The organism is Agrobacterium sp. 33MFTa1.1 (assembly GCF_004328495.1).
GTDB classification, from domain to species: Bacteria; Pseudomonadota; Alphaproteobacteria; order Rhizobiales; family Rhizobiaceae; genus Agrobacterium; species Agrobacterium pusense.
The window spans coordinates 1,311,970-1,338,425 of sequence record NZ_CP036359.1 but is presented as its reverse complement, the minus strand read 5'-3'; the positions used below and the strand labels follow the sequence as shown (position 1 = coordinate 1,338,425).

The following is a 26,456-nucleotide window of genomic DNA, read 5'->3' as shown; positions in this document are numbered from 1 at the left end:
ACGCCATTGCGTTATCTCTTCACACGGGGGATGGCATGGCGGCGACAATCGATCGGGACGGTGAAGGCGACGACGAGGTCAGACAGTTTCTGACAGGTCTGGCGCGAGGAACGGCGGGCGCATTGCTGTTTGCCCTGCCCATGCTGATGACCATGGAGATGTGGTTTCTGGGCCTTTACATCAGCCCATGGCGGCTCCTGCTGCTTTGCGTCCTCAACCTGCCGCTCCTCCTACTTCTCGCCCGTCGGATCGGGTTCGAGAATATTCACTCCTGGAGCCAGGCGGCGCGAGACGCAATAACCGCCTACGGGCTGGGCGTCGCGGTGAGCGCGGCCGCACTTCTGCTGTTCGGTGTCCTCAACGACCAGATCACCGCCTCCAACATCGTCACAAAGGTTGCGTTACAATCCGTTCCCGCGAGCATAGGCGCCCTGCTTGGCCGCAGCCAGCTTGGACAGCATTCCGATGAGCAGGATGAAGAGAAAGGCGAATATTCGGGCGAGACCGGATATCTGCACGAGCTTTTCATGATGGTGGTGGGTGCGCTCTTTCTGAACCTCAACGTCGCGCCGACGGAAGAAATGATCCTCATCGCCTATAAGGTGACCCCCTATCACATTCTCGCCCTGTGCCTGCTGTCGATCGCCATCATGCATGGTTTCGTCTACGCGCTTCATTTCAAGGGCTCGCATCGGCTCCACGAGGGACAGAAATGGTGGCAATCCTTCATCCGCTTCACCCTGCCGGGCTACGTCATCGCCATCGGCATCAGCATCTACACGCTCTGGACTTTCGAACGCCTCGACCACACCTCCCTGTCGCAGATATTGAATGCCGCCGTCATTCTCGGCGTTCCCGCCTCGATCGGCGCCGCCTCGGCCCGGCTGATCCTGTGAGGACATCATGACAATCTCCAAGGATGGAAAACACACGGAAAGTTCCGATCCGCACTGGATCGAATGGGTCACGGGCGCCATCTGCACTCTGCTCGTCGCCTCCATGCTCGGCTGGATCCTCTACGACATCTATCGCTACGAACCGGACGACGCCCGCTTCGAGATCGCCGTGACAGACGTTAACGGTGAGCCGGGGCAATATCGGGTGAAATTCGATATCCGCAATCTCTCCATGACGACGGCGGCGCAGGTGCAGGTACGCGGAGATCTGCAGCAGGACGGCGGCACGCAGGAAAGCGCGGACGTGACATTCGATTACGTCGCCTCGGAATCGCGCGACAGCGGAACGCTTTTCTTCCGCAACGATCCCGCAGGCGGGAGGCTTGTCATCAACGTCGCCGGCTATACCGAACCGTGACAGTTTTCAGGACCATTTCATGACCGCATCAGACCTGACGAAGGAACGCGACCTCAGGGAGTCAACCCCGCTCTGGGCCGATACGCCGCGGATCGGTGTCAGAAGCGGCAAGACGCCGAAAGACAACCACTACGACACAATCGTTGTCGGGACCGGTATCAGCGGCGCGCTGGTGGCCCACTCGCTGCATCGCCCGGGACGATCCATGCTGATCGTTGACCGACGCGAACCCGTCAAAGGCAGCAGCATGGCGAGCACCGCAATGATACAGCACGAGATCGACACGCCGCTGACGAAACTCCGGACGATGATCGGCAGGGAGGCCGCAGACAGGGCTTGGCAGCGCTCGGCGCGCGCGGTTCTTCGTCTGGAGGAAATCGTCACCTCGCTCAATATTTCCTGCGGCATGAGACGAAAACAGGCACTGTACCTCGCCGGTGACGACATGGGTTCGCGCGCTCTGAAGGCAGAGGCGGATGCCCGCGCAGAAGCCGGCATCGAGGCTGAGTTTCTCGGCGCCGCGCAACTGAGAGAGCATTATGGGTTGGAACGGACCGCCGCCATCGTCAGCGACATATCGGCCTCCGCCAATCCCGCCCAGTTGACAGCGGGTCTGCTGCGCCATACCGCGAGCGCTGGAGCGGAAATCGTCGCTCCTCTGGAAATCACCGATCTCAGAAACGTTGGCGACGAAGTAATCGTCGCCACTGCCAACGGGAAAATCCTCTCCGCCGGCAACATCGTATTTTGCACCGGGTATGAGTTCTTGAAAGCGCTTGAAAGCCCGACACACCGGATCATTTCCACCTGGGCGCTGGCCAGCAGGAAAGGGCTGGATCTGCCGGACTGGCTGCAAAGCCACATCGTATGGGAGGCGGCAGACCCCTATCTCTATCTGCGAACCGACCGTGAGGGACGAGTGATTGCCGGCGGCGAGGACGAGGAAAATCCTGTCTCCTATCAGTCGAAGAGCAAGCTGGCAGGCAAGACACGAACAATCCGCCGCAAGATTGAAACACTGCTGGGCGTGGATATCGGCGAACCCGATTATCGCTGGGCGGGAGCCTTTGGTACGACCACCACGGGCTTGCCGCTGATCGGCCTCGTTCCGGGCATGAAAAATGTCTATGCGGTGATGGGGTTCGGCGGCAACGGCATCACTTTCAGCCAGATCGCCGCCGAAATCGTGGCCGCCGCCATCAATGGCGGTACCGACCCCGACGCCGATCTTTTTCACTTCCGCTGATGCCGTTCATTCATCCTTGATGCCGGTTACCACCTGGATACGGCGAAGCGTCCATAATACGACGATGCCCATTGCTGCGGCGAGCAGAGCGAGCGGCCACATGCCGAGACCGGCCGAGAGGCCGATCGCCGCCGAAAGCCACATGCTTGCGCCCGTCGTCAGCCCCTTGACGTCGCCCTTGGTGTAAACGACCACACCTGCGGCGAGAAAGGCGATACCGGCGGTTACGGCTTCCACCAGTCGGATGGGATCGAGCCGCGCTGCCTCATGCCCTTCCGCCATCGTTTCCATCATATGGATGGTGATGACGCAGAAAGTGACGGCGGCAAGGCCGATGAGCATATTGGTGCGCAGACCAGCGGTGTTTTTGTGAAATTCGCGCTCCAGACCGATCAGGCCGCACAGGATGACCGCGCCGAACACGCGCACCAGCAGCACCTCGAACGGAATGGAAATATTCATGGAAAATTCTTCTGCAAGGCTTTGGGGCACTGTCGCGTCTCCTCCCGGAAATTTCTCCACACTAAGTTCGAAAAGGCGCGATGGTTCCGCACAGCAATATAAACGTTGCGTACAACCGAACCGGAACCATAGGAGCAGCTGAAAGTTTGTTTCCCGTGCGCATGAGCGCACATCGTGCATTTCCACTTCATGGGAGAAGGACCAATGGCCGAGAAGAAACTCGACGACCTGTTTTACGACACGCTGAAGGACATCTACTACGCCGAAAGGCAGATCCTGAAAGCCCTGCCGAAAATGGCGCGGGCGGCGACCGACCCGAAGCTGAAGCAGGCTTTCGAAAAGCACAAGGAAGAAACGCAGGGCCACGTAGAGCGCCTGCAGGAAGTATTCGAGATCATTGGCAAGCGCGCCCAGGGCAAGACCTGCGAAGCCATCCAGGGCATTATCGCCGAGGGCGAGGAAATCATGGAGGATTTCAAGGGCACCGCCGCCCTCGACGCCGGTCTCGTCTCATCGGCCCAGGCGGTCGAACACTATGAAATCGCCCGCTACGGCACGCTGAAGGCCTGGGCGGAAAAGCTCGGCCATACCAAGGCGGTATCGCTGCTCGATGCCACTCTTAAGGAAGAGTCGAAGACCGACGACGCGCTGACCGCGCTTGCCAAGACTTCGGTGAACGCCGCGGCCGAGAAGAAGGCTGCCTGACGCCATCCGCATCGGCTCAAAGAAAAACCGGAATGGTCAGCCATTCCGGTTTTTTATTGTCGTCGTAGCCTGAAGGTTACGGCAGGGTGTAGGCGATGACGTAGTCGCCCGGTTTGGTCCCGACGGAACCGTGACCGCCCGCAACCATCACCACATATTGCTTGCCGTCTTCCAGTGCATAGGTCATCGGCGTTGCCTGACCGCCGGCGGGCAGGCGCGCTTCCCAGAGCTGCTTGCCGGTGGTGAGGTCATAGGCCCGCAGATAATTATCCACTGCGGCACCCAGGAAGGCTACGCCGCCCTTGGTGATCATCGGTCCGCCAATTCCCGGCACGCCCACCTTGAAGGGGAGCGGCAGCGGGGTCATGTCATAGACCGTACCGTTCTTGTGCTTGTAGGCCACATCCCCGGTGCGCAGGTCCGCGCCGGCGACATAACCCCACGGCGGCGCCTGGCAGGGAATCTGCAGCGGGCCGAGGAACGGCCCCATGAAAACGCCATAGGGCGCACCGTCATTACGGTTCAGACCCTGCTCGCTGCCCTTTTCGTCCTGACCCTTGGGCGGAATCTGATCGCGCGGGACGAGCTGGGAGGTGAAGGCGAGATAGGTCGGCATACCGAACATGACCTGCCTTTCAGGATCCACAGCCACACTGCCCCAGTTGAAGGTGCCGAAATTGCCGGGATAGATGATCGAGCCGGTCAGTGACGGCGGGGTGTAGCGGCCCTTGTAGTTCAGCTGATGGAAGCGGATGCGGCAGGCGAGCTGGTCGAACATGGAGACGCCCCACATGTCCTTTTCCTGCAATGGCTCCGGCTTGAACGAGAGGGCCGTTGTCGGCTGCGTCGGCGAGGTGAAGTCCTCGGGGATCGCACCGCCCGGGGCTGGCTCCTCCGTGATCGGCAGAAGCGGCTCGCCGGTGCGCCGGTCGAGAACGTAGATATCCCCCTGCTTCGTTGGCCCGACGAGCGCAGGAACGGTCTGACCATCCTTGGTTATGTCGAGCAACACCGGCTGGGCCGGCACATCCATGTCCCAGAGATCGTGATGAACCGTCTGGCGCACCCAGCGATCCTTGCCCGTATTGATATCGAGCGCGACGATGGAGGAAGAATATTTCTCCACATTCTCGCTGCGGCCCATGCCGAGCTGGTCCGGAACCTGATTACCGAGCGGGACATAAACGAGCCCGAGGCCTTCGTCATAACTGAAGACGGACCAGCTGTTCGGCGAGTTGGTCGTGTAGGTCTCACCGGCCGCAATCGGCTCGGTCTTTTGCGGGTTCCCGGAATCCCAGTTCCAGATGAGCGCACCGCTGTTCACATCGAAAGCGCGGATCACGCCGGACTGTTCCTGCGTGGAGTAATTGTCATTCACCGCGCCGCCGATGATGATCTTGCCCGCAGCAATCACGGGCGGCGATGTCGAATAATAATAGCCGGCGGGATTATATTTCATGCCCTGCTCGAGATGCAGCACACCCTGATCGGCAAAGGAGGTGCAAACCTGGCCGGTGGCGGCATCGAGCGCGATCAACCGTGCATCCGACGTGGGCAGATAGACCCGCTCGGCGCAGGCCGTTCCCGGCGCGGCACCCGGTTCGGCATAATAGGACACGCCGCGGCACGTCTGGTGCTGGCGATCCGGATTGAGGCCGACATTCGGATCGTATTTCCATTTTTCCTTGCCTGTCGCGGCATCGATGGCGATGGCCCAATTATGCGGCGTGCAGATGAAAAGCGTATTGCCGATCTTGAGCGGCGTCACCTGATAGGTGGTTTCGCCCACATCGTCCGGCAGCTTCACGTCGCCGGTCTGGTAACGCCACGCCTCCTTCAATTGCGAAACATTGTCGACATTGACCTGGGTCAGCGGCGAATAACGCTGCCCATAGGGCGTGCGGCCATATTGATGCCAGTCACCATCAGGCACGTTGCCGCCATAGGCCGGCGTCGCGGACGCCGTTTCCTGCGGCAAGGACCCTGGCTGATCATGCGGGTCCTGTGCCATCGAATATCCGGCAACCGCGATGGAAGCGAGAACGGAAAGCGCCAGCGGCCAGGCATTCGGCCCATAGCTTAGCCCCGTCGGGCTTGCAAAACCGAGTGGCTTCCTCACCCAGGGCACCAGGAGCCAGAGGCCTATCACAATGATAAAACCGCCGCGCGGGCCAAGCTGCCACCAGTCAAAACCGACTTCCCAGACGGCCCACGCAAGTGTTGCGACAATGAACACGGCATAGACGTGAAGTGCTGCGCGATTGCGCTTGAAGAGCAGAACGGCCGTCAACAGAAAGGCCAGTCCGGAAAGCACATAATAAAAACTGCCCCCAAGCATCACCAGCTGGGAGCCGAAACCGAACAGCGCGAGGCCGATGAGCGTGAGAAAAACTGCAGTGACGGTGACTGCCATGAATGAAACCCCCGATTCCTGTCACTTTGTGTGAAATGAAATCGGGAGCAATATGGTTCCATTCAAACGCCACGAAAAATCATGGCATCTGCGTCACGGGTTCTGCGGCGCCCCCGTGGAGTCCTGCGGGGAAGGGTTTCGCTCCGTTGAAGCCGGCGGCGAAGCACGGCCGTTCGCGGGATTGTTGTCGAAGCTTTCCGAACCCGAGGGCTGCTGCGGGACGGGGGCGTTCTCCGTCTGCGGATTTTGCGGCAGGTTCTCGTCCGGTTCGAAAACCGCGTATTCCACGACAGCCCAGACCACCAGCGCTAACAACACGCTGACGATCAGAATGACAAGAACCGGACGTCCTGTCGATCCTTGCCGTGCCCGTGTGGCCGTCTCCTTTTTCGGAGCATCCCGACCGTCGAGATAGCTGGTATTTTCTCTGGCCATGTCTTTCACTCCCTAAACTCTGTCAATCTAATCCACAGGGAGAGGTTTTGTTCCCGCGAGGGGCCGGCGCATTCGACATGGCGCAATCTGGCTCTTACCGGAAGAGGGCGTCCGGGCCTCTCGGTTATTTCGCGGTCCAGCCGCCATCGATGGAAATGGTGGTGCCGGTGATGGAACGGGCCATATCGCCAGCGAGATAAAGTGCCATTTCGGCGATTTCCTCCGGCTGGATGAAGCGTCTTGTCGGCTGCGGCGCAAGCATCACCTTTTTCACCACATCTTCCTCACTCATGCCGTGTACCCTCGCCTGATCCGCGACCTGTGCGGCCACAAGCGGGGTCCAGACATAGCCGGGGCAGATGGCGTTACAGGTGATGCCGAGTTCGGCAACCTCCAGCGCAACGCTTTTCGTCAGTCCCACCACCGCATGTTTGGTTGCCACATAGGGCGCCTTGAAGGGAGACGCGCGCAAACCATGCGCGGAAGCGATGTTGACGATGCGGCCCCAGCCTCTTTCCTTCATGCCCGGCAAAGCAGCGCGGATGGTGTGAAAGGCGCTGTCGAGAGAAATGGCAACGATGCGGGAAAAATCCGCGAAGTCGAACTCATCGATCGGCGCGACCTTCTGAATGCCGGCATTGTTGACGAGGACATCGACATGGCCGAATTCCGCAATGACCTTTTCAGGCAGATGCGCGCTTTCTTCATAGTTCGCGAGGTTGGCGGAGAAATAGGCCGGTCTTTGCCGCGCCACTTTCCCCACAGCCTCCAGCGCCTGCGTCGCCTCCTCCACCGTTTCTATGCCATGGACAGCGACCAGATAGCCCGCCTCGGCGAAACGCCTGGCGATGGCAAGTCCGATGCCGCTGGTGGAACCGGTGACAAGCACGGTTTTCGGTTGATCCTCCATGGGCCTAGTCCTTCAGCTGCGGCAGGTTGCGGAAAAGTTCGAGCGCTTCGGGATTGGCGAGCGCATCGGCATTCTTCACCGGCCGACCATGGATGGTGTCGCGCACCGCGATTTCGGAAATCTTGCCGGAGCGTGTGCGTGGGATAGCGCTGACAGCAATGATCCTTGCCGGCACATGCCGCGGCGTCGCCCCCGAACGGATGCGGCTGCGGATGGTCTTTTCAAGCTCTTCCGTCAAGGCAGCACCACCCTTCATGCGCAGGAAGAGGATGACCCGCTGGTCCCCGTCGATATCCTGCCCAACGGCAATGGCCTCCTCTACTTCGGGCACGGTTTCCACCTGCCGGTAGATTTCCGCAGTCCCGATGCGCACCCCACCTGGATTAAGCGTCGTGTCCGAGCGTCCATGGATCACATAACCGCCGGAGGGCCGCAGTTCGGCGAAATCGCCATGCGCCCAGATGCCGGGGAAACGATCGAAGTAGGCGGCCTGATAGCGCGAACCATCCTCATCGCCCCAGAATTTCACCGGCATGGACAGATGCGCATTCCGGCAGACGAGTTCACCGGGAACGCCGCGAACGGAACGGCCCTCATCGTCAAGCGTATCGATATCCATGCCGAGCATCGCGCCCTGCAATTCACCGCGATGAACCGGCTGTAGGGGATTGCCGCCGAGGAAACAGGCGCAGATGTCGGTGCCGCCGGAAATGGAGGCGAGATGCACATCCGCCTTCCAGTCGCGATAGATATAATCGAAGGATTGCGGGATGAGCGGCGAACCAGTGGAGAGAATTGTTCGCAGCGATGAAAGATCATGGCTTTCCCGCGGTTTCAGTCCCGCCTTCAGGCATGCATCGATAAATTTCGCAGACGTGCCGAACGTGGCGATCCCTTCGGCGTCGATGAGATCGATCAGCCGGCCGGGCGTCGGATAGCCGGGATTGCCATCATAGGTGACGAGGGTGGTACCGAGCGCGAGACCGGAGACCTGCCAGTTCCACATCATCCAGCCGCAGGTGGTGAAATAGAAAAAGCGCTCACCCTCCTTGATATCGCATTGCAGTTTCAGCTCCTTCATGTGCTGAAGAAGCAGGCCGCCGCCGGAATGGGTGATGCATTTCGGCTTGCCTGTCGTGCCGGAGGAATAAAGGATCACCAGCGGCGCCTTGACGGGCAGACGGTTGAAGACAATCTCGCCCGCCGCATAAGGCGCAACGAAAGCCGCAAGCGTGACGCAGCCCAGATCGCTAAGGCTTTCGGGAACGGTTTCACCGATCAGAACGATCTTTTCAGGGGCCGCACTCTCCGCCACGGCGCGGATGGTCGGGCCGACGTCGATCCGTTTACCGGCATAACCATATTCCGGCACGGCGATGATGATTTTCGGGCCGATCTGAGACAGGCGGTCAGAAGCGCCTGCCGGGCCGAAATCCGGAGAGCAGGACGACCAGATGGCACCGATGGCGCTCACGGCCAGATATCCCACGATCGCCTCTATATCATGGGTGACGATCGCCCCGACGCGATCACCTTCCTGCACCCCGGCATGCACGAGCGCCTGCACCATGCGGGACACTGCGTTGTAAAGCCCCTTGCGGCTTATCTCGCGCCTTGTACCATCGTCGCGATGGGCGATGATGGCCAACCGCTCATCGGCATCGCGCAGCAGGTTTTCGGCGTAATTCAACCTCGCGCCCGGATAGAACTCAGCCTCCCGGATCGTCGCGCCCGGCTTGAACGCAACGTCGCCGCGCGTGCCGATGATGCCGAGCTCGTCCCACAGCGCATCGTAAAACTCTTCCGGCGAGTCGATCGACCAGCGCAGCAGGCCGGCATAATCATCGGCGGCCTGCCCGTGTATCTTTCCGGTTTTTGTCGCGAAGGCAAAAAGCGCCGAGCGCTTCACCCTCTCTTCCGGCGACACCCACAGAATGTCAGATGGCGCGGCGGCTGTCATGCTCTGCTCCCGCGCAGCATTTCAACGATGGCGGAAAAATCACGCCCGCCCTGCCCGTCGTCAACGAAGCTCTCATAAAGCGCTGCCGCAGCAGCACCGAGCGGTGTGGAGGCGTCAGCACCATTGGCCGCCTCCTGAGAAAGCTTCAGGTCCTTGAGCATCAAGGCTGCGGCGAATCCGGGCTGGTAATCCTTGTTGGCGGGTGATGTCGGCACCGGACCCGGCACCGGGCAATAGGTGGTGAGCGACCAGCATTGCCCGGAAGAGGTGGAGGCGACATCGAACAGCGCCTGGTGCGAAAGCCCGAGTTTTTCGCCGAGCACAAAAGCCTCGGAAACCGCGATCATGGAAATGCCGAGGATCATGTTGTTGCAGATCTTGGCCGCCTGCCCGTTGCCGCCCTTGCCGCAATGCACGATCTTTTTGCCCATGGCTTCCAGCAGCGGCTTCGCCGCCGAAAAAGCCTCCGCCTCACCACCGCACATGAAGGTCAGGGTGCCGGCGACCGCACCGCCCGTGCCGCCGGAAACGGGGGCGTCGACCGAAGGGCAGCCGGCGGAAGCGGCCAGTTCATGCGCCTTCAATGCGCTTGCCATATCCACGGTCGAGCAGTCGATAAGGAGCGTTCCGGCAGAGATTTTACCAATCAGATCGCCATAGGCCGAAACGACATGCTCGCCCTTGGGCAGCATGGTGATGACCACATCAGCCGCGTTGACTGCTTCGGCAGAATTCGCGGCAACCGGAATGCCCGCCTCCTTTGCCGCTGCACGGCACGCTTCGGCAAGATCGTATCCCCTGACGGCATAACCCGCCTTGACGAGATTGGCGGCCATCGGCAGGCCCATATGTCCCAGCCCCAGAAAAGCGATGGTCTTCATCGGTAGGTTCCTTTCAGCGATTATCCGCAAGGATCATGTCGGCGGCCTTTTCGGCAATCATGATCGTCGGCGAATTGGTATTTCCGGATGTAATGCGCGGCATCACCGAGGCATCGGCGACGCGCAGCCCGGCGAGGCGGCGGAACTTCAGGCGCGCATCAACGACACTTTCCATATCCGACCCCATGCGCAGCGTGCCGACAGGGTGGAAGATGGTGGTGCCGATATCACCTGCCGCCTTGGCAAGATCATTGTCGTTTTCGAAGGAGGGGCCGGGCCGGTATTCCTCCGGCCTGAAGCGGGAAAAGGCCGGCTGGGCGACGATGCGGCGCGTCAGCCGCATGGCATCTATGGCCACCTTCCGGTCGCCTTCAGTGGAAAGGTAGTTCGGGCGGATTTCCGGTTGCATGGCGAAATCCGGTCCTTTCACATGCACTGAGCCACGGCTTTCCGGCCGCAGATTGCAGACGCTTGCCGTTATGGCGGGAAAAGTGTGAACCGGATCCCCGAACTTGTCGAGCGAAACCGGCTGCACATGATACTCCAGATCAGCGGTTTCCTTTTCCGGAGAAGAGCGGGTGAAGACACCGAGCTGGCTCGGCGCCATGGACATCGGCCCGGAGCGCGTCAGCGCATATTCCAGGCCGATCCGCGCCTTGCCGAAGAGCGTCGAGGCCCGCTCATTGAGCGTCAGAACACCGGAGACCTTGTAGACCATGCGCAGCTGCAGATGGTCCTGCAGGTTCTCGCCCACACCCTGGACCTCCGCCACCGTATCGATACCGGCAGCCTGCAACACATCCCCACGGCCGACCCCGGAAAGCTCCAGAACATGCGGCGAGCCGATTGCGCCGGCGGACAGCACGGTTTCGCGCCGCGCCCGCATTTTTTTCAGGACGCCGTCATGATGGAATTCGACACCCGTCACCCGGTCTTCTTCGATGATGAGCCGTTTGACATGGGCCTTGGTCAAAACGGTGAGGTTCTTGCGGCCAAGCACCGGTTTCAGGAATGCTTTCGCCGTGTTCCAGCGCCAGCCCGCCCGCTGGTTGACATCGAAGTAACCGGCCCCTTCATTGTCTCCGCGGTTGAAATCGTCAGTCGCGGGAATACCCGCTTCTCCTGCCGCCTTCTGGAAGGCATCAAGCACATCCCAGCGCACGCGGGCCTTTTCCACACGCCACTCGCCCCCGCTGGAATGCAGGTCACTCTTGCCGCGATAAAAATCTTCAGACTTCAGGAAATAGGGCAGGATGTCGTTCCAGCCCCAGCCTTCGCAGCCAAGCTGCCGCCAGACGTCGTAGTCCCGTGCCTGCCCGCGCATATAGATCATGCCGTTGATGGAGGAGCAGCCGCCCAGTACCTTGCCGCGCGGATAGATCAGCGCGCGTCCATTCAGGCCAGGCTCTTCCGCCGTCTTGAAACACCAGTCCGTGCGTGGATTGTTGATGCAATAGAGATAACCAACCGGAATATGGATCCAGTGGTAGTTGTCGTTGCCGCCCGCTTCTAGAAGCAGCACGCGGTTGTTCGGGTCTTTCGAAAGGCGGTTGGCGAGAACGCATCCGGCGCTCCCCGCTCCGATGACGATATAGTCATATTCGCCCATTCTCTTCTCCACACGCCATCCTTGCCGCGTTGTCCCGAACGCGGGGAGGCTTTTCAGGTGTTTTCAAAATTGGCTAGCTGCGGTGCTGAAAGCCGAGTTTCCGCCCCAGCCGGGAAGCATAAAATTCACCGATCAGACCGCGACGGAACACCAGAACGCAGGCCATGAAGACGAGGCCGGTAATGATGGTGACCGGGAAGTCCGAGGTCGCGAGATAGTTCTGCAGGGTCACGACAAGGCCTGCGCCGAAAATCGGGCCGATCATGGTGCCGATGCCGCCGAGCAGCGTCATCAGGATCACTTCACCGGACATCTGCCATGTCACGTCTGTCAGCGTCGCGAACTGGAACACCAGCGCCTTCAGCCCGCCAGCAAGCCCGGCGAGCGCCGCCGACATGACGAAGGCGCCGAGCTTGTAGCGCTGCACGCTATAGCCGAGTGAAATGGCGCGTTGCTCATTTTCACGGATCGACTTCAGGATCATGCCGAACGGCGAATTGACGAAACGCCAGATGACCAGCAGCGCCAACACGAAGGCGGCAAGCACCGTGTAATAGATATTGAGCGGACCATTGAGATCGAGAATACCGAAGAGATGGCCGCGCGGCACGCCCTGCAGGCCGTCCTCTCCATGAGTGAACGGCGCTTGCAGGCAGAAGAAATAGAACATCTGCGACAAGGCGAGTGTGATCATGGCGAAATAGATGCCCTGTCGGCGAATGGCGAAAAAGCCGATGACAAGGCCGAGGAGAGCGGCACCGGCCATGCCGATGACCAGACCAATTTCCGGTGTGACACCCCATTCCTTCACGGAATAGGCGGTGAAATAGGCGGCGCCGCCAAAGAATGCCGCATGGCCGAAGGAAAGCAGCCCGGTATAACCGATCAGCAGATTGAAGGCGCAGGCAAAGAGCGCAAAGCAGAGAAGCTTCATCAGGAAGATCGGATAAACGAACATCGGCGCGGCGATGAGAATGGCAAGCCCGGCCAGAATGAGCACCGTCTTGATGGTTGCTGCCGTCGTCGATACTTCCGTCCGCGGCATTGCGCCGGCTGTCGGGCTATGGGTGGCTTTGGACATATCAGGCGTCCTTTCCGAAGAGTCCGGCGGGGCGGATGAGCAGCACAAAGGCCATGATGACGAAGATGACGATATTGGAGGCCTCAGGGTAGAACACCTTGGTGAGGCCCTCGGCGATACCGAGCATGTAGCCGGTGACGATGGCGCCCATGATCGAGCCCATGCCGCCAACGACCACCACCGCAAAGACGACGATGATGAGGTTTGTGCCCATCAGCGGCGAGACCTGATAGATGGGGGCGGCGAGAACGCCGGTGAAACCCGCAAGGCCGGCGCCGAGCGCGTAGGTGAGCGTCAACAGAACAGGCACATTGATGCCGAAAGCCTGCACAAGGGTCGGGTTTTCCGTCGCGGCGCGCAGATAGGAGCCGAGACGCGTCTTTTCGATCAAGGCCCAGGTGGCGATGCACACGATCAGCGAGATCACGACGACGAAGGCGCGGTAGTTCGGCAGGAACATGAAGCCGAGATTGGTGCCGCCTGCGAGTTCGCGCGGCACCGAATAGGGTTGGCCCGCCGCGCCGTAAAGCCACCGGAACGTGCCTTCCACCACCAGCGCCAGGCCGAAGGTGAAGAGCAGACCATAGAGTGGATCGAGATCATAAAGCCGCGACAGAAGGAAACGTTCGATGATCGCCCCGAACAGCGCGACGACGAGCGGCGTGACGATGAGCGCCACCCAGAAATTGATGCCGAAATATTGCAGGCCGAGAAAGGCGACGAAAGCGCCGAGCATATATTGCGCGCCATGGGCAAAATTGATGACGCGCAGCAGCCCGAAGATGACAGCAAGCCCAAGTGACAGCAGCGCATAGAATGAGCCGTTGATAAGGCCGACCAGCAATTGCCCGAGGAGCGCCTGAATTGGAACGCCGAAGATCATCGTCATGGTTAAACCCCCAGCACCTTGTTAAGCTCCCCCATGCGGGCGGAAAGCTCCGCCACCGGAAAATCCCCGACCATCTGGCCGTGGTCCATGAGGTAGAAGCGATCGGCGATACGGCTCGCAAACCGGAAATTCTGCTCCACCAGAACCACGGTCATGCCGCGGCTCTTCAGCTTCTGCAAAACCTCTCCAATGCGCTGTACGATGACGGGGGCAAGCCCTTCGGTCGGCTCATCCAGCAGCAGCACCTTGACGCCGGTGCGCAGGATGCGCGCCATGGCCAGCATCTGCTGCTCGCCACCGGAGAGCTTCGTGCCGGGGCTGGTGCGGCGTTCGTAAAGATTGGGAAACAGCTCGTAGATTTCATCGAGCGTCATGCCGCCGGACGCGACGACGGGCGGCAGCTTCAGGTTTTCCTCAACACTCAGGGTCGCGAAGATGCCGCGCTCCTCCGGCACGAAACCGAGGCCGTATTTCGCCGTACGATGCAGCGGCACCGGCATAAGATCCTTGCCGCCGAGCTTGATGACGCCCTTGCGGTTGCGGATGATGCCCATGATGGTTCGCAAGGTCGTGGTCTTGCCCACGCCATTGCGGCCGAGAATGGTGATGGTTTCGCCCTCGCCGACCGTCAGATCGACGCCGTGCAGCGCCTGGCTTTCGCCATACCAGGATTTCAGGTTGGAGACTTCGAGCATCGCCGCCATATCAAGCCTCCTCCGTGCCCATATAGGCCGTGCGCACGCGCGGATCGGCAGAAACCGTGGCATAATCGCCCTCAGCCAGAATTTCTCCACGCTGCAGAACAGTAACGTGATGGCAGATATCGGCCACGACCTTCAGATTATGTTCGACCATCAGCACCGCGCGGGTCTTTGCCACCTCACGAATAAGCTCGGCCACATGCGAGACATCTTCTCCACCCATGCCCGCCATCGGCTCGTCCAGCAGCAGAACTTTGGGATCAAGCGCCAGCGTAGTAGCGATTTCGAGAACCCGCTTGCGGCCGTAAGACAGATCGGCCGCAAGCGCGTGTTTTTCCCGCGTGAGGCCCACCATGGAGATCAGCTCCTCGGCGCGTGCATTCAGCCTGTCCAGCGAAGAGAGCGGCAGCCAGAACTGCGTTGCAAGGCTGTTGGGCCGCTGCAATGCCACCCGCACGTTTTCCAGAACTGTCAGATGCGGAAACACCGCCGATATCTGGAAAGACCTGACGAGGCCGAGACGCGCCACCTTGTCCGGTGGCGTTTTTGTTATATCCGTTCCCATGAAGGTGATCGCCCCGCCTGTCGGCTGGAGAAACTTGGTCAACAGGTTGAAAACCGTGGTTTTGCCGGCACCGTTCGGACCGATAAGCGCATGCACGCGGGCATGGTGGACGTCGAGATCGACGTTTTTCACGGCCGCGAATGCGCCGAAGGTCTTGGAGAGACCGCGCGCCGAAAGAACGACGCGAGGTTCGGCCTGCCCGGCAAGGGCGGGAGCGATCGTCATCAAGCTTTCCCCTTTTTATTCTTCTTTACTGCGTTACCAGCGGGCAACCGCTCTTTGCGGGGTCCATGAAGGCTTCCTTGCCGGGGATGGTGGCAAGTACCTTGTAATAATCCCACGGCTGCTTGCTTTCGTCCGGCTTCTTCACTTCCATGAGATACATGTCGTGGATCATGCGGCCGTTGGCGGCCACATGGCCGTCCTTGGCGAAGACGTCGTTGACAGCCATTTCCTTCATGGCCTTGGCGACGGCGTCCGCATCGTCGGTGCCGGCCTTTTCGATCGCCTTCAGATAATGCAAGACAGCGGAATAGGTGCCGGTGTGAACCATGTTCGGCATGGCCCCGGTGCGTTCCTTGAAGCGCTCACCAAACTTGCGCGATTCATCGTCGCGATCCCAATAAAAACCTTCCGTCAGTGTCAGCCCTTGAGCTGCCTCAAGGCCGAGGCCATGGACTTCTGCAAGCGTGAAGAGAAGCGCTGCAAGGCGCTGGCCACCTGCAACGATACCGAATTCCGCAGCCTGTTTGATGGCGTTGGAGGTGTCGAGACCGGCATTGGCAAGACCGATAACCTTCGCGCCCGAAGACTGCGCCTGCAGCAGGAAGGACGAATAGTCGGTGGTTGCGAGCGGATGGCGGACGGAGCCAAGCACCTTGCCGCCGTTAGCCTTGACGAAATTGGACGTATTTTCTTCCAGCGAATAACCGAAGGCATAGTCGGCTGTCAGGAAGAACCAGCTGTCGCCGCCCTGTTTGACGAGTGCGCCACCGGTGCCGACAGCCAGCGAATAGGTGTCATAGGCCCAATGAAAACCATAAGGGCTGCACTGCTTGCCGGTCAGCTCGGTGGTGGCAGCACCGGTGTTGACGGTGATCTTCTTTTTGTCCTTCGAAAGTGCCTGCACGGCAAGGCCGACAGACGACGAGGTCAGTTCCATGATCGAATCGACCTGTTCGGTGTCGTACCATTGGCGGGCAATGTTGGAGGCGACATCCGCCTTGTTCTGGTGGTCAGCCGTTACCACTTCCACGGGCGCGCCAAGCACCTTGCCGCCAAAATCCTCAACCGCCATCTTCGCGGCTTCATAGGAGTATTTGCCGCCGAAATTGGCGTAAACGCCGGACTGGTCGTTCAGGATACCGATCTTGACCTTGCCGTCCGAAATCTCGGCGGCATAAGCGGCGGTGCCGGCGGCCAGTGCCATGGCCGTGGATAAAACGATACTCTTGCGCATGACTTCTCCTCCCAGAGATGATTGCGAGCCTCAGATTGTCTGTGCAGCGGTGAACCGAAACCCTGCACATGAATGGCCGCACCGCCCTCCTCAAAGCGGCGCATCCTAAGCGTAGACTTCTCGAATTCGGCCGTTGACACAAGAGCGTGTCATCATCAAATTGCGAACAGGAACTGTTCATTTTTGAACAGAACTCTTGATGGGAGACAATTATGGCCACCCCTTTCACCTGGGACGACCTGCAATATTTCCTGGCCGTGGCCCGCACCGGACAGCTCTCATCCGCCGCCAGAAGCCTGCGCACCAGCCACGCCACCGTCTCCCGCCATATCGACCGGCTGGAATTTTCGCTTAAAACCAAGCTCTTCGAGCGGAACCCGCGCGGGTATGAGCTGACGACGGTGGGGCGGCGACTGGTCGATACCGTCGAGCGCATAGAGGCAGAGGCTGAACGGCTGCAATCGGATATTTCCGAAAGCGGCAGCCTGCTGCGCGGCGTTGTGCGCCTGAGCGCTCCCGAAGGTTTTTCCAATTTTTTCTTCGTCGAGAGGCTGAAGGACTTCGCCGCCACCCATCCCCACATCATGGTGGAAATGGTGACGATCCAGCAGATCATGGCGCTTTCCCGAAAGGAGGCGGATGTGGCTGTCACGCTCGATCCGCCGAAGGCCGGTCCCTATATCAATGAACAGATCATCGATTACACGCTGCATATTTACGCCTCACGGTCCTATCTCGCCGGACAGCCGAAAATTACGAAGCGGGAAGACCTGCTCGACCACTTCTTCATCGGCTACGTGCAGGATCTGATCTTTTCACCCGGCCTCGATTACATGCGCGATGTGCTTCCGGGCCTGCGGCCAAATTTCCAGTCTTCGAGCATTTTTGCGCAACTGACCGCCACGCTTGGTGGCCGAGGGCTTTGCATCCTGCCGAATTTCATCGCCGCGCGCTTTCCGGATTTGCAGATGGTGCTTCCGGGTGAGGTCGAGCTGCGGCGAGGTTACTGGCTCACCAGCCATCAGGACTTTGCCAATGTGCCACGGGTGCGCTCCTTGATGGATTTCATCCTCACCACCGCGCGCGCCCACGAAAAGCTCTTTATTCTCAAGCGCGGCATCATGGTCTGAAGTCGCGATCGTTCACATTTCGGCGACACCCTGTCTTCGTCTCGCAGGTTGGAGGATCTGCGCCGTTGCTTATATGAGGGACAACAACGATGTCGCTGCACTAGCGGACATCCTCCAAATCTGGAAGGTCATTATGAAAAAGATCGGATTCCTATCCTTCGGCCACTGGACGCCCTCCCCCCAGTCGCAGACCCGCTCGGCAGCCGATACGCTGCTGCAGTCGATAGACCTCGCCGTGGCCGCAGAAGAACTGGGGGCTGACGGCGCCTATTTCCGTGTGCACCACTTCGCCCGTCAGCTGGCCTCACCCTTCCCGCTTCTGGCCGCCGTCGGCGCCCGCACGAAAAAGATCGAGATCGGCACCGGCGTCATCGATATGCGTTACGAAAACCCGTTCTACATGGTGGAGGACGCCGGTTCGGCCGACCTCATCGCCGGTGGACGCCTGCAGCTCGGCATCAGCCGGGGCTCGCCGGAGCAGGTCATCGATGGCTGGCGTTATTTCGGTTATCGCCCGGCCGAGGGCCAGAGCGAAGAAGATATGGCGCGTCAGCACACCGAGGTCTTCCTCGAGCTTTTGAAGGGCGAAGGCTTTGCCGAGCCGAACCCGCGGCCGATGTTCCCCAACCCGCCGGGTCTTCTGCGGCTGGAGCCGCATTCCGAAGGCTTGCGCGAGCGCATCTGGTGGGGCTCGAGCTCCAATGCAACGGCAGTGTGGGCGGCAAAGCTTGGCATGAACCTGCAAAGCTCCACGCTGAAGACGGACGAAACCGGTGAGCCTTTCCACGTCCAGCAGGCGCAGCAGATCCGCACGTTCCGGGAAGCCTGGAAGGAGGCCGGACATGCGCGTGAGCCACGCGTCTCCGTCAGCCGCAGCATCTTCGCCCTCGTCAATGATCGCGACCGCGCCTATTTCGGTTACGGTAACGAAGGCGACGACAAGATCGGCTATATCGACGACAAGACGCGTGCGATCTTCGGACGCAGCTATGCCGCCGAACCGGAAAAGCTGATCGAACAGCTGAAGGCCGATGAAGCCATCGCCGAAGCTGACACGCTGCTGCTGACCGTGCCGAACCAGTTGGGCGTCGATTACAGCGCCCATGTGATCGAAACCATCCTGAAGCAGGTAGCGCCGGCACTTGGCTGGCGCTAAATCTGGAAAAATCGTATCATCCACACGCCGTCACCCCGGACTTGATCCGGGGTCCAGCGCGATCAAGTCTTTGATCGCGAAAGAGTCTTTTTACGGCGTAGACGCGCCGTGGCTGGATGCCGGATCTAGTCCGGCATGACGGAGGACGTGCTTCCCTCCGTTAAAATCCGGGCTGTATACCGCTGCTCTAGTTCAGCGCCTTGCCGTAACGCGCGAAGCTCTCCGCCAGCGGCGTGGTGCTCGCACCCGGCTGCTCAGGCCGTTTGTAGACACCATCCTGCACCTGGATCGGTTCTTCGAAATGATCCTTGATCCACGGAATATATTCGAGAATGGTCGACGCCGGATGCCAGTAGCTCAGATGCACATGCACCTGGCTCATCTCGCCGGCATGCGGCACGACAGGCAGGCGATGGGCGAGTGCCAGATCGGCAACCTGGATATATTCGGTGACGCCGCCAAGCCGTGTTACATCCGGCTGGACATAAGCGACGGCGCCGGCATCGATGAAGGAACGGAACGCATCCACCGTATAAAGCTGCTCGCCTAGCGCAATCGGGATAGTGGTATTGCGCGCCAGCCGGGCATGGCTCGTCACATCGTCATACCACAGCGGCTCCTCGAACCAGTAGATGTCCAGATCCCTCGCTGCCGCACAGAAGCGCTGGCATGTGGGCAAATCCCATTTGCCGTTGCCATCGATGGCGATGCGGATGGATGAGCCGACGCGTTTGCGGACGGCAGCAAGCCGGGCGATATCGATATTCGGGTCGTCATGCCCGACCTTGATTTTCAGCCGGGTGAAACCGTCTTCCTCCACCGCCCTTGAGCTGCCTGCAAGCAAATCGTCCAACGAGAAGGAAAGCCAGCCGATATCGGTATTATAAGCTTCCACTGCCGCCGTGCGTGCGCCGCCGAGATAGTGCCACAGCGGCACGCCTGCCTTTTTCGCTTTCAGGTCCCAGAGAGCCACATCGATCGCAGCTAACGCCAGATGGGTGATGCCAGCCCTGCCGACCCATTGGAGTGAGGGATAACGAGCGAGCTTCATCCAAAGCCGTGAATGCTCCGACGCATCCTCGCCGACAAGCAAGGGCGCGTAACAATCGCTGATGCAGGATGTGATCAGCCTGTCCGACGCCAGATGCGCATGGGTGCCGGTGAAACCATAGCCCTCGAGGCCGTCACTGGTGGTGATCTTTGCGCCGACAACACCCCAATGGGTGATGCTGTGGGTGGAATCGGAAATGGAGTCCGATGTCAGCGGCAGGTGCAGGATGAAGGGTTCGACGGCGGTAATTTTCATGATCGGTCATTCCTCGATGCTTGAACGCTTCTGGGGAGGAAAGCCGGAAGTCCCTTTATGAAACACGCTTTGCCGACTGGGCGGGTGAAATCGTGTTATCTCCCGCGTCCAATGGTTGCAGGAGTCAAACCGTCAGGGGATTGCCGGACCGCCCTCCTCCGGCAGCCGGCTTCCGATGGCAGACAGAGCTAACAGAAAAACGGATTTTGTAAAATAAAAAATTTTTTATTTTTAATATTCGATCATTGCCTGCTTAGCAAAGCTGGGCGATGATGTGGGCATGAACACACTCGTCAAAGTCACGCTCGCCGAACAGGCGCACCGGGAACTGCGCGCACGCATCGTCAGCGGCAAATTGCGCGGCGGCGAACGTCTGCTGCCAAATGAACTTGCCGCCGATCTCGGCATCAGCCCGACGCCGGTCAAGGAAGCCTGCCTGAAACTCGAGGCGGATGGGCTGGTGGTCAGTTCGTCCCGGCGCGGAATGGTGGTGCGCGACTTCACGGTCGAGGATGTGGAGGAACTATACGCGGCCAGGATGCTGCTTGAAAAAGGTGCGGTTGAAGTGGCCTTCGATGCCGGGCAGCTGGACGGAACGCTGCACGTAGCACTGCTGGAAAGCCTCGACAAACACCGCGCCTTCGCCAAAGGCTCGACGCTGGATGAATTGTCGAAAGCGCTTTTTTACGACCGCAGTTTCCACGCGACCCTGGTCGCAGCGGCGCGCATTCCGGTCATTTCCGGTTCGCATGAGCGCATTCTAGACCAGACCCACACGGTCTTCGTCTCGATCCTCGGTGATTACGCCCGCTCGGTCGAGGAGCACCAGAATATTGCCGATGCCATTGCCGCCGGCAGCAAGGCCCAGATCATCGATGCGCTGTGGCGGCACCTGGAGCGCAGCCGCCAGAACACGCTGCGTCAGGTCCGACTGTTCAAAGAGGCCGGCGCCTGATCAATTAAAAGACAAGTGGAGGACTGCATGCGCGAAAACCCCGGGGTCGCAATTCCATCAGCGCGAGCCGAAACCATCTCATTCGCCAGGGGGATTTTGTGCTGATGATGGACCGGCTTTCCGCTAGAACCCTGCCCCGCCTGCCGCACACGGTCACGACCCCTGCCTATGAGCGCATGAAAATCACGCCCGGCATCGTGCATCTCGGCGTCGGCGCCTTTCACCGGGCGCATCAGGCGGTTTTCATCGACGATTGCCTCAATCGCGGCGAAACAGGATGGGGCATCGTCGCCGCATCGCTGCGCAGCCCGGACACCCGCGACGCCATCGAACCGCAGGATAATCTCTACACCTTCTGCCTTCGCGATGGCCAAAGCGAGCGCCTGCGCATCGTCGGCTCGATTCTTGAAACCGTCGTCGCCCCGGAAAACCCGGAGCGACTGGTGGAGCGGATGGCCGACCCGCGCGTTCTCATCGTGACCCTGACCGTGACGGAAAAGGGTTACCTGACCAATCTCGCCTCCCGCAGCCTGCTGCGCGACCATCCCGATATCGTCCACGATCTCGAAAACCCGGAGCGGCCGCGCTCGATCTTCGGCTTCATCCTTGCAGCGACCCGGCGCAGACGTGCCGAAGGCTCCCTGCCGCTGACGCTGCTGTCCTGCGACAACCTGCCCGCCAACGGCCACATGCTGCGAAAGCTGCTGCTGGAATTCGCGAGCCTTGCGGATCAGGAACTGGCCTCCTTCATCGAAGCCAATATTGCCTGCCCCTGCTCGATGGTGGACCGTATCGTTCCCGCCACCACGGATGCGGACCGGGATGCGATTTCGGCCGCACTCGGCCTCAGCGATGCATGGCCGGTCGTTGCGGAACCTTATTTCCGTTTCGTCATCGAAGACCGTTTTCCTCATGGCAGACCGGCGCTTGAGAAATCGGGCGTGGAATTCGTCGATGATGTCGAACCTTACGAGCATATGAAGCTGAGGATGCTGAACGGCTCCCACAGTGCCATCGCCGCCATCGGCCAGATTGCCGGCCTTGCGACGGTGGCCGATGCCTGGGCTGAAAAGACCGTGCGCGACTTCATCGACGTCTATTGGCGTGAGGTCGGACGGACGCTGGATCCTGCCGTCAATGGTTCTGAATTCGCAGCCGGCCTGCGGCAGCGTTTCGCCAATCCCTCATTGCAGCACAAGACCATGCAGATCGCCTCCGATGCGTCGCAGAAAGTGCCGCTGCGGATACTTTCACCACTACGAGAATTGCTGGCGGAAAAGGCTGAGTGCGGAGCGGTCATTTTTGCCGTCGCGCTGTGGATCAGGTCCTGTGCAGAGGAAGATGAAAAGGGGCAGCCGATCACCATTCTCGACCCCGCCTTCAGGGAATGGGATGCGCCGGATCAACTGGCGATGGCTCCGGATGCGGTGGTCGACCGCTTCCTCGGTTTCAAACGCACCTTTGGCAGCGACCTGCCCGCCACCGAAACCTTTGTCCTGGCCCTGAAAGCCGCCTATCGCAACAGTCGCGAGCAGGGCGCCCTGGCGGCAATTGGGCGTTTCCTGAAGTCCTGAAAAAAGAACAGGCCGGAAATCCGGCCTGCTCCCAACCTCTTTCGTCAACCGTCAGGCTGTTGCAGACTGTCTCGCCGCCTTGCGGCGCTCCACGCGGGCGCGAATGGCATCGACATCCGTGATTGGGGTCGCGGCGAAGAGCTGACGGGTATAGGGGTGCTTCGGATCGGCGAAAAGTTCCTCGCGCGTGCCCTGCTCCACCGCCTCGCCCTTGGAGATGACCATCACGTCATCAGCAATGTAACGCACCACGGAAAGATCGTGGCTGACGAAGACATAGGTCAGTTCGAATTCCTCTTGCAGATCGCGCAGCAGGTTCAAGACCTGTGCCTGCACCGAAAGATCGAGTGCCGAGACCGGCTCGTCCAGCACCAGCAGCGCCGGGTTCAGCATCAGTGCACGCGCAATGGCGATGCGCTGGCGCTGGCCGCCGGAGAACATGTGCGGATAACGGTTGAAATGCTCAGGACCAAGGCCGACCTTGACGAGCATGGCTTCAGCCCGCTCGCGGCGCTCGGAAGCAAGAATCTTCGTGTTGATGATGAGTGGTTCCATCAGCACGTCACCCACCTTCTGGCGCGGATTGAGGCTGCCATAGGGGTTCTGGAACACCATCTGCACCTTGGAGCGCATTTCCGTGCCGGGACGGCGCCTGGCGATATCGACCGGCTGGCCATCGATCTTCAATTCACCGCCGGAAGCCGGATCGATGAGGGCAATGATGCGAGCCAGCGTCGACTTGCCCGAGCCGGATTCACCGACAATGGCGAGCGTCTTGCCGCGCTCGACGGCGAAATCGATGCCCTTCAGGGCCTGCACCATTCTCGCACCGCCGAACAGGCCGCCGGGAACGTGATAGTCGCGGGTAATGCCCTTGCCTTCAACCACGATACTCATCGAACGCCCTCCTTGCCGAAGAAATCGGAGACGGTGGGCAGACGGTCGCCGGTGGCATTTTCCGGCAGGGCCGAAAGCAATGCCTTGGTGTAGGGATGCTGCGGGGCTTCGAAGAGGCTCAGCACATCCGCCTCCTCCATCTTGCGGCCCTTATATTGCACGACGACACGATCGGCGGTCTCGGCAACCACGCCCATATCGTGGGTGATGAGGATCAGCGCCATGCCATATTCTTCCTGCAGCTTCATCAGCAGGTCGAGAATCTGCTTCTGTATCGTCACGTCGAGCGCAGTCGTCGGCTCGTCGGCGATCAGGAGACGCGGCTTGGAGGCAATCGCAATGGCGATCATCACGCGCTGGCACTGCCCGCCCGACATCTGGTGCGGATAGGCCTTGAGCTTGGATTCCGGATCGGGAATACCGACAGCACGGAATAGCTCCAGCGCGCGGGCGCGTGCGGCAGCGCCGCTCATGCCGAGATTGAGGCGAAGCACTTCCTCGATCTGGAAACCGACCGTGAAGGACGGATTGAGCGAGGCGACCGGCTCCTGGAAGATCATGGTGATCTCACGGCCGATCAGCTTGCGGCGCTCCTGCGGCGACATGGCCAGCAGATTGATGCCGTCAAAGAGCATCTCATCGGCGGTAATCGTCGCCGTATCGGGCAGCAGGCCCATGACGGCGAGCATCGATACCGATTTGCCCGAACCGGATTCACCGACGATGGCCAGCACTTCGTGTTTGTCCACGGACACATCAATTCCGTCGACGGCGGTGAAGGCACCGGTGGCGGTGGCGAATTTCACCGTCAGGTTCTTGATTTTCAGCAGGCTCATATCTCAGCTCCGCTTCAGTTTGGGATCGAGCGCATCACGCAGCCCGTCACCCATCAGGTTGATGGCAAGCACCGAGATCAGGATCGTCAGGCCGGGAAGGGTAACAACCCACCAGGCCCGCAGAATGAACTCACGCGCTTCCGCCAGCATCGTGCCCCATTCGGAGGCAGGCGGCTGAGCGCCCATGCCGAGGAAGCCGAGTGCGGCCGCATCGAGAACCGCAGACGAGAACGAAAGCGTTGCCTGTACGATCAGTGGTGCAAGGCAGTTCGGCAGGATGGTCTTGAACATCAGCCGGAGATTGCCGGCACCGGCCACGCGCGCGGCCGTGACATATTCACGCCGAAGCTCGCTCATGACCGCTGCACGCGTCAGACGCGCAAAATGCGGCTGATAGACGATGGCAATGGCGATCATCGCGTTGGTGAGCCCCGGCCCAAGGATCGCGACCAGCACCAGCGCCAGAAGCAGCGATGGGAACGCCAGGATGACGTCCATCACACGCATGATGACGGTATCGACCCAGCCGCCGAAAAAGCCGGCAATGAGACCGATGACAATGCCGCCAATGAGCGCGATGGAAACGACAACGATGCCGATGAACAGCGAATATTGCGCGCCGTATATCAGACGGGACAACATGTCACGCCCGACGGCGTCCGTGCCGAAGAAGAAGCCGGCCCGGCCGCCTTCCTGCCAGACCGGCGGCACCAGCAGCGCATCGCGATATTGCTGGGTTGGATCATGCGGCGCGATCAGCGGCGCAAAAACCGCGACCAGCACGAGGAGAATAAACACGGCAAGGCCGATGACGGCACCACGGTTCTGACGGAAATAGAACCAGAAATCGGCGATCATCCGGCGGCGGATGGCGGCGTCAGAAAGCCTGACGACCGGAGCTGTGGTCACATCGCTCATTTGTGACGGATCCTTGGATTGATGAGGCCGTAGGTCAGGTCGACGAGCAGGTTGACGATCATCACCAGACCCGCAATCAACAGCAGGCCGCTCTGCACGACCGGATAGTCGCGGCGCGAGATGGAATCGATCATCCACTTGCCGATACCCGGCCAGGAAAAGATGGTTTCGGTCAGGATGGCGCCAGCCATCAGCACGCCGATCTGCAGACCGATGGTGGTGATGACGGGGATCATGGCGTTGCGCAGCGCATGGATGCCGACGACACGGGAAGGCGACATGCCCTTGGCGCGGGCCGTGCGCACATAATCCTCGCCGAGAACCTCCAGCATGGCCGAGCGCGTCTGGCGCGCAATGACGGCAAGCGGAATGGTGGCAAGCACCACCGAGGGCAGGATAAGATGCGAAAAGGCCGAGGCGAAGGCGCCCTTCTGTCCCGAAATCAGGCTGTCGATCAGCATGAAACCGGTGACGGAGGGGAAGAAATACATCAGCGAGATGCGGCCCGAAACCGGCGTCCATTGCAGGATACCGGAGAACATGATGATGAGCAGCAGACCCCACCAGAAGATCGGCATGGAGAAGCCGACGAGCGCCGTCGTCATGGAAATCTGGTCGAACCAGGAGCCGCGGCGAATAGCGGCGATCACGCCGACCGGAACGCCAATCAGCGTTGCGATGATGATGGCGACGAGACCAAGCTCGACCGTCGCGGGAAAGAGCGACAGGAACTCGGTGAGAACCGGCTTCTTGGTGACCAGCGAATTACCGAGATCGCCCTGAAGCAGCCGTCCCAGGAAATGAAGATATTGCTGCCACACGGGCTGGGCAAAGCCGAGCTGTTCGGCAAGCTGCGCATGCCGTTCGGGCGAAATGCCACGCTCGCCCGCCATCAGCAGCACGGGATCGCCCGGCAGGACGCGCACGAAGGCGAAGGCAACGATGGTGATGCCGAGGAAGGTCGGAACGAGATAGAGAAGTTTGCCGAGAATGAACCGGATCATGGCTTTTTCCTGAAAAGACGCGCGGAAGAACAGGGTTCTTCCGCGCGTCC

The 26,456-nt window shown here is 60.1% G+C and carries 25 protein-coding genes; 8 read left to right on the top strand and 17 right to left on the bottom strand.

Going from position 1 to position 26,456, the window contains the following annotated elements; all coding sequences use genetic code 11:
* The first annotated feature begins 35 nt into the window (after positions 1-35).
* Genes EYD00_RS19990 through EYD00_RS19980 form a run of 3 tightly spaced genes read left to right on the top strand, consistent with a single transcriptional unit; the run spans position 36 to position 2,560 of the window.
* Positions 36-896 (top strand): TIGR02587 family membrane protein, encoded by an 861-nt coding sequence (locus tag EYD00_RS19990; RefSeq protein WP_004437909.1) that lies wholly within the window; start codon positions 36-38, stop codon positions 894-896.
* 7 nt (positions 897-903) lie between these two features.
* Entirely contained in the window at positions 904-1,314 is a 411-nt protein-coding gene (locus EYD00_RS19985; protein ID WP_022563477.1) for a TIGR02588 family protein, read from the top strand.
* Between the two features lie 19 nt (positions 1,315-1,333).
* Positions 1,334-2,560, top strand: coding sequence for an NAD(P)/FAD-dependent oxidoreductase (locus EYD00_RS19980; protein WP_022563476.1), 1,227 nt, complete (start codon positions 1,334-1,336; stop codon positions 2,558-2,560).
* A gap of 6 nt (positions 2,561-2,566) precedes the next feature.
* On the opposite strand, the gene EYD00_RS19975 is transcribed toward EYD00_RS19980, so the two are convergent.
* Positions 2,567-3,052 carry an MgtC/SapB family protein gene (locus EYD00_RS19975; RefSeq protein WP_004437902.1) on the bottom strand — a complete coding sequence of 162 codons (486 nt, stop codon included), beginning with the start codon at positions 3,050-3,052 and terminating at the stop codon, positions 2,567-2,569.
* Between the two features lie 174 nt (positions 3,053-3,226).
* Here EYD00_RS19975 and EYD00_RS19970 point away from each other — a divergent pair, with 174 nt between their 5' ends.
* A complete protein-coding gene (locus EYD00_RS19970; protein ID WP_004437899.1) occupies positions 3,227-3,727 on the top strand; it encodes a YciE/YciF ferroxidase family protein in 501 nt (166 codons plus the stop codon).
* Between the two features lie 76 nt (positions 3,728-3,803).
* Here EYD00_RS19970 and EYD00_RS19965 read toward each other — a convergent pair whose 3' ends face one another.
* From EYD00_RS19965 to EYD00_RS19915, 11 genes are all read right to left on the bottom strand, one after another.
* Positions 3,804-6,140: a glucose/quinate/shikimate family membrane-bound PQQ-dependent dehydrogenase gene (locus tag EYD00_RS19965; RefSeq protein ID WP_006698058.1), complete on the bottom strand. Its 2,337-nt coding sequence runs from the start codon at positions 6,138-6,140 to the stop codon at positions 3,804-3,806.
* Positions 6,141-6,233: 93 nt separating this feature from the next.
* A complete protein-coding gene (locus tag EYD00_RS19960) occupies positions 6,234-6,575 on the bottom strand; it encodes a hypothetical protein (RefSeq protein WP_022563475.1) in 342 nt (113 codons plus the stop codon).
* 124 nt (positions 6,576-6,699) lie between these two features.
* Positions 6,700-7,485, bottom strand: coding sequence for a 3-hydroxybutyrate dehydrogenase (locus tag EYD00_RS19955; protein ID WP_004437889.1), 786 nt, complete (start codon positions 7,483-7,485; stop codon positions 6,700-6,702).
* A 4-nt stretch (positions 7,486-7,489) separates the two neighbouring features.
* Positions 7,490-9,445: an acetoacetate--CoA ligase gene (locus tag EYD00_RS19950; protein ID WP_022563474.1), complete on the bottom strand. Its 1,956-nt coding sequence runs from the start codon at positions 9,443-9,445 to the stop codon at positions 7,490-7,492.
* Positions 9,442-10,326 (bottom strand): 3-hydroxyisobutyrate dehydrogenase, encoded by an 885-nt coding sequence (gene mmsB, locus EYD00_RS19945; RefSeq protein WP_022563473.1) that lies wholly within the window; start codon positions 10,324-10,326, stop codon positions 9,442-9,444. The genes EYD00_RS19950 and mmsB overlap by 4 nt, the downstream gene beginning before the upstream one ends.
* A gap of 13 nt (positions 10,327-10,339) precedes the next feature.
* Positions 10,340-11,935, bottom strand: coding sequence for a GMC family oxidoreductase (locus EYD00_RS19940; RefSeq protein WP_006698061.1), 1,596 nt, complete (start codon positions 11,933-11,935; stop codon positions 10,340-10,342).
* A gap of 73 nt (positions 11,936-12,008) precedes the next feature.
* Positions 12,009-13,016: a branched-chain amino acid ABC transporter permease gene (locus EYD00_RS19935; protein ID WP_006698062.1), complete on the bottom strand. Its 1,008-nt coding sequence runs from the start codon at positions 13,014-13,016 to the stop codon at positions 12,009-12,011.
* 1 nt (position 13,017) lies between these two features.
* Positions 13,018-13,905: a branched-chain amino acid ABC transporter permease gene (locus tag EYD00_RS19930; protein WP_004437878.1), complete on the bottom strand. Its 888-nt coding sequence runs from the start codon at positions 13,903-13,905 to the stop codon at positions 13,018-13,020.
* A 2-nt stretch (positions 13,906-13,907) separates the two neighbouring features.
* On the bottom strand, positions 13,908-14,609 hold the full coding sequence (locus tag EYD00_RS19925) for an ABC transporter ATP-binding protein (protein ID WP_022563472.1): 702 nt from the start codon (positions 14,607-14,609) through the stop codon (positions 13,908-13,910).
* Between the two features lies 1 nt (position 14,610).
* Positions 14,611-15,396: an ABC transporter ATP-binding protein gene (locus EYD00_RS19920; RefSeq protein WP_022563471.1), complete on the bottom strand. Its 786-nt coding sequence runs from the start codon at positions 15,394-15,396 to the stop codon at positions 14,611-14,613.
* Positions 15,397-15,421: 25 nt separating this feature from the next.
* Positions 15,422-16,630 (bottom strand): ABC transporter substrate-binding protein, encoded by a 1,209-nt coding sequence (locus tag EYD00_RS19915; RefSeq protein ID WP_004437873.1) that lies wholly within the window; start codon positions 16,628-16,630, stop codon positions 15,422-15,424.
* 212 nt (positions 16,631-16,842) lie between these two features.
* Between EYD00_RS19915 and EYD00_RS19910 the strand changes: the two genes are divergently transcribed.
* Together EYD00_RS19910 and EYD00_RS19905 are read left to right on the top strand one after the other, a co-directional pair.
* Positions 16,843-17,760 carry a LysR family transcriptional regulator gene (locus tag EYD00_RS19910; protein ID WP_004437871.1) on the top strand — a complete coding sequence of 306 codons (918 nt, stop codon included), beginning with the start codon at positions 16,843-16,845 and terminating at the stop codon, positions 17,758-17,760.
* A 133-nt stretch (positions 17,761-17,893) separates the two neighbouring features.
* Positions 17,894-18,916, top strand: coding sequence for an LLM class flavin-dependent oxidoreductase (locus tag EYD00_RS19905; protein ID WP_034500268.1), 1,023 nt, complete (start codon positions 17,894-17,896; stop codon positions 18,914-18,916).
* A 187-nt stretch (positions 18,917-19,103) separates the two neighbouring features.
* On the opposite strand, the gene EYD00_RS19900 is transcribed toward EYD00_RS19905, so the two are convergent.
* Positions 19,104-20,222: a mandelate racemase/muconate lactonizing enzyme family protein gene (locus tag EYD00_RS19900; RefSeq protein ID WP_022563468.1), complete on the bottom strand. Its 1,119-nt coding sequence runs from the start codon at positions 20,220-20,222 to the stop codon at positions 19,104-19,106.
* 280 nt (positions 20,223-20,502) lie between these two features.
* Between EYD00_RS19900 and EYD00_RS19895 the strand changes: the two genes are divergently transcribed.
* Both EYD00_RS19895 and EYD00_RS19890 read left to right on the top strand, forming a co-directional pair.
* Positions 20,503-21,177 (top strand): GntR family transcriptional regulator, encoded by a 675-nt coding sequence (locus EYD00_RS19895; RefSeq protein WP_022563467.1) that lies wholly within the window; start codon positions 20,503-20,505, stop codon positions 21,175-21,177.
* 104 nt (positions 21,178-21,281) lie between these two features.
* A complete protein-coding gene (locus EYD00_RS19890; protein WP_034500228.1) occupies positions 21,282-22,751 on the top strand; it encodes a mannitol dehydrogenase family protein in 1,470 nt (489 codons plus the stop codon).
* 51 nt (positions 22,752-22,802) lie between these two features.
* Here EYD00_RS19890 and EYD00_RS19885 read toward each other — a convergent pair whose 3' ends face one another.
* From EYD00_RS19885 to EYD00_RS19870, 4 genes are read right to left on the bottom strand one after another with little or no spacing between them, the layout of a single operon-like run.
* Positions 22,803-23,648: an ATP-binding cassette domain-containing protein gene (locus tag EYD00_RS19885; protein ID WP_022563465.1), complete on the bottom strand. Its 846-nt coding sequence runs from the start codon at positions 23,646-23,648 to the stop codon at positions 22,803-22,805.
* Entirely contained in the window at positions 23,645-24,484 is an 840-nt protein-coding gene (locus EYD00_RS19880; RefSeq protein ID WP_051674350.1) for an ABC transporter ATP-binding protein, read from the bottom strand. Before EYD00_RS19880 ends, EYD00_RS19885 begins: the two co-directional genes overlap by 4 nt.
* Before the next feature lie 3 nt (positions 24,485-24,487).
* Positions 24,488-25,402, bottom strand: coding sequence for an ABC transporter permease subunit (locus EYD00_RS19875; protein ID WP_004437857.1), 915 nt, complete (start codon positions 25,400-25,402; stop codon positions 24,488-24,490).
* Complete coding sequence (locus EYD00_RS19870; protein ID WP_004437854.1) at positions 25,399-26,406, bottom strand: ABC transporter permease subunit; 1,008 nt, start codon at positions 26,404-26,406, stop codon at positions 25,399-25,401. Before EYD00_RS19870 ends, EYD00_RS19875 begins: the two co-directional genes overlap by 4 nt.
* Between the last annotated feature and the right edge of the window lie 50 nt (positions 26,407-26,456).

Excerpts from the sequence above, each read along its gene's own strand:
- EYD00_RS19990 (WP_004437909.1), top strand. The coding sequence starts at position 36 with ATGGCGGCGACAATCGATCGGGACGGTGAAGGCGACGACGAGGTCAGA.
- EYD00_RS19985 (WP_022563477.1), top strand. The coding sequence starts at position 904 with ATGACAATCTCCAAGGATGGAAAACACACGGAAAGTTCCGATCCGCAC.
- EYD00_RS19980 (WP_022563476.1), top strand. The coding sequence starts at position 1,334 with ATGACCGCATCAGACCTGACGAAGGAACGCGACCTCAGGGAGTCAACC.
- EYD00_RS19970 (WP_004437899.1), top strand. The coding sequence starts at position 3,227 with ATGGCCGAGAAGAAACTCGACGACCTGTTTTACGACACGCTGAAGGAC.
- EYD00_RS19965 (WP_006698058.1), bottom strand. The coding sequence starts at position 6,140 with ATGGCAGTCACCGTCACTGCAGTTTTTCTCACGCTCATCGGCCTCGCG.
- EYD00_RS19960 (WP_022563475.1), bottom strand. The coding sequence starts at position 6,575 with ATGGCCAGAGAAAATACCAGCTATCTCGACGGTCGGGATGCTCCGAAA.
- EYD00_RS19955 (WP_004437889.1), bottom strand. The coding sequence starts at position 7,485 with ATGGAGGATCAACCGAAAACCGTGCTTGTCACCGGTTCCACCAGCGGC.
- EYD00_RS19950 (WP_022563474.1), bottom strand. The coding sequence starts at position 9,445 with ATGACAGCCGCCGCGCCATCTGACATTCTGTGGGTGTCGCCGGAAGAG.
- mmsB (WP_022563473.1), bottom strand. The coding sequence starts at position 10,326 with ATGAAGACCATCGCTTTTCTGGGGCTGGGACATATGGGCCTGCCGATG.
- EYD00_RS19940 (WP_006698061.1), bottom strand. The coding sequence starts at position 11,935 with ATGGGCGAATATGACTATATCGTCATCGGAGCGGGGAGCGCCGGATGC.
- EYD00_RS19935 (WP_006698062.1), bottom strand. The coding sequence starts at position 13,016 with ATGTCCAAAGCCACCCATAGCCCGACAGCCGGCGCAATGCCGCGGACG.
- EYD00_RS19930 (WP_004437878.1), bottom strand. The coding sequence starts at position 13,905 with ATGACGATGATCTTCGGCGTTCCAATTCAGGCGCTCCTCGGGCAATTG.
- EYD00_RS19925 (WP_022563472.1), bottom strand. The coding sequence starts at position 14,609 with ATGGCGGCGATGCTCGAAGTCTCCAACCTGAAATCCTGGTATGGCGAA.
- EYD00_RS19920 (WP_022563471.1), bottom strand. The coding sequence starts at position 15,396 with ATGACGATCGCTCCCGCCCTTGCCGGGCAGGCCGAACCTCGCGTCGTT.
- EYD00_RS19915 (WP_004437873.1), bottom strand. The coding sequence starts at position 16,630 with ATGCGCAAGAGTATCGTTTTATCCACGGCCATGGCACTGGCCGCCGGC.
- EYD00_RS19910 (WP_004437871.1), top strand. The coding sequence starts at position 16,843 with ATGGCCACCCCTTTCACCTGGGACGACCTGCAATATTTCCTGGCCGTG.
- EYD00_RS19905 (WP_034500268.1), top strand. The coding sequence starts at position 17,894 with ATGAAAAAGATCGGATTCCTATCCTTCGGCCACTGGACGCCCTCCCCC.
- EYD00_RS19900 (WP_022563468.1), bottom strand. The coding sequence starts at position 20,222 with ATGAAAATTACCGCCGTCGAACCCTTCATCCTGCACCTGCCGCTGACA.
- EYD00_RS19895 (WP_022563467.1), top strand. The coding sequence starts at position 20,503 with ATGAACACACTCGTCAAAGTCACGCTCGCCGAACAGGCGCACCGGGAA.
- EYD00_RS19890 (WP_034500228.1), top strand. The coding sequence starts at position 21,282 with ATGATGGACCGGCTTTCCGCTAGAACCCTGCCCCGCCTGCCGCACACG.
- EYD00_RS19885 (WP_022563465.1), bottom strand. The coding sequence starts at position 23,648 with ATGAGTATCGTGGTTGAAGGCAAGGGCATTACCCGCGACTATCACGTT.
- EYD00_RS19880 (WP_051674350.1), bottom strand. The coding sequence starts at position 24,484 with ATGAGCCTGCTGAAAATCAAGAACCTGACGGTGAAATTCGCCACCGCC.
- EYD00_RS19875 (WP_004437857.1), bottom strand. The coding sequence starts at position 25,402 with ATGAGCGATGTGACCACAGCTCCGGTCGTCAGGCTTTCTGACGCCGCC.
- EYD00_RS19870 (WP_004437854.1), bottom strand. The coding sequence starts at position 26,406 with ATGATCCGGTTCATTCTCGGCAAACTTCTCTATCTCGTTCCGACCTTC.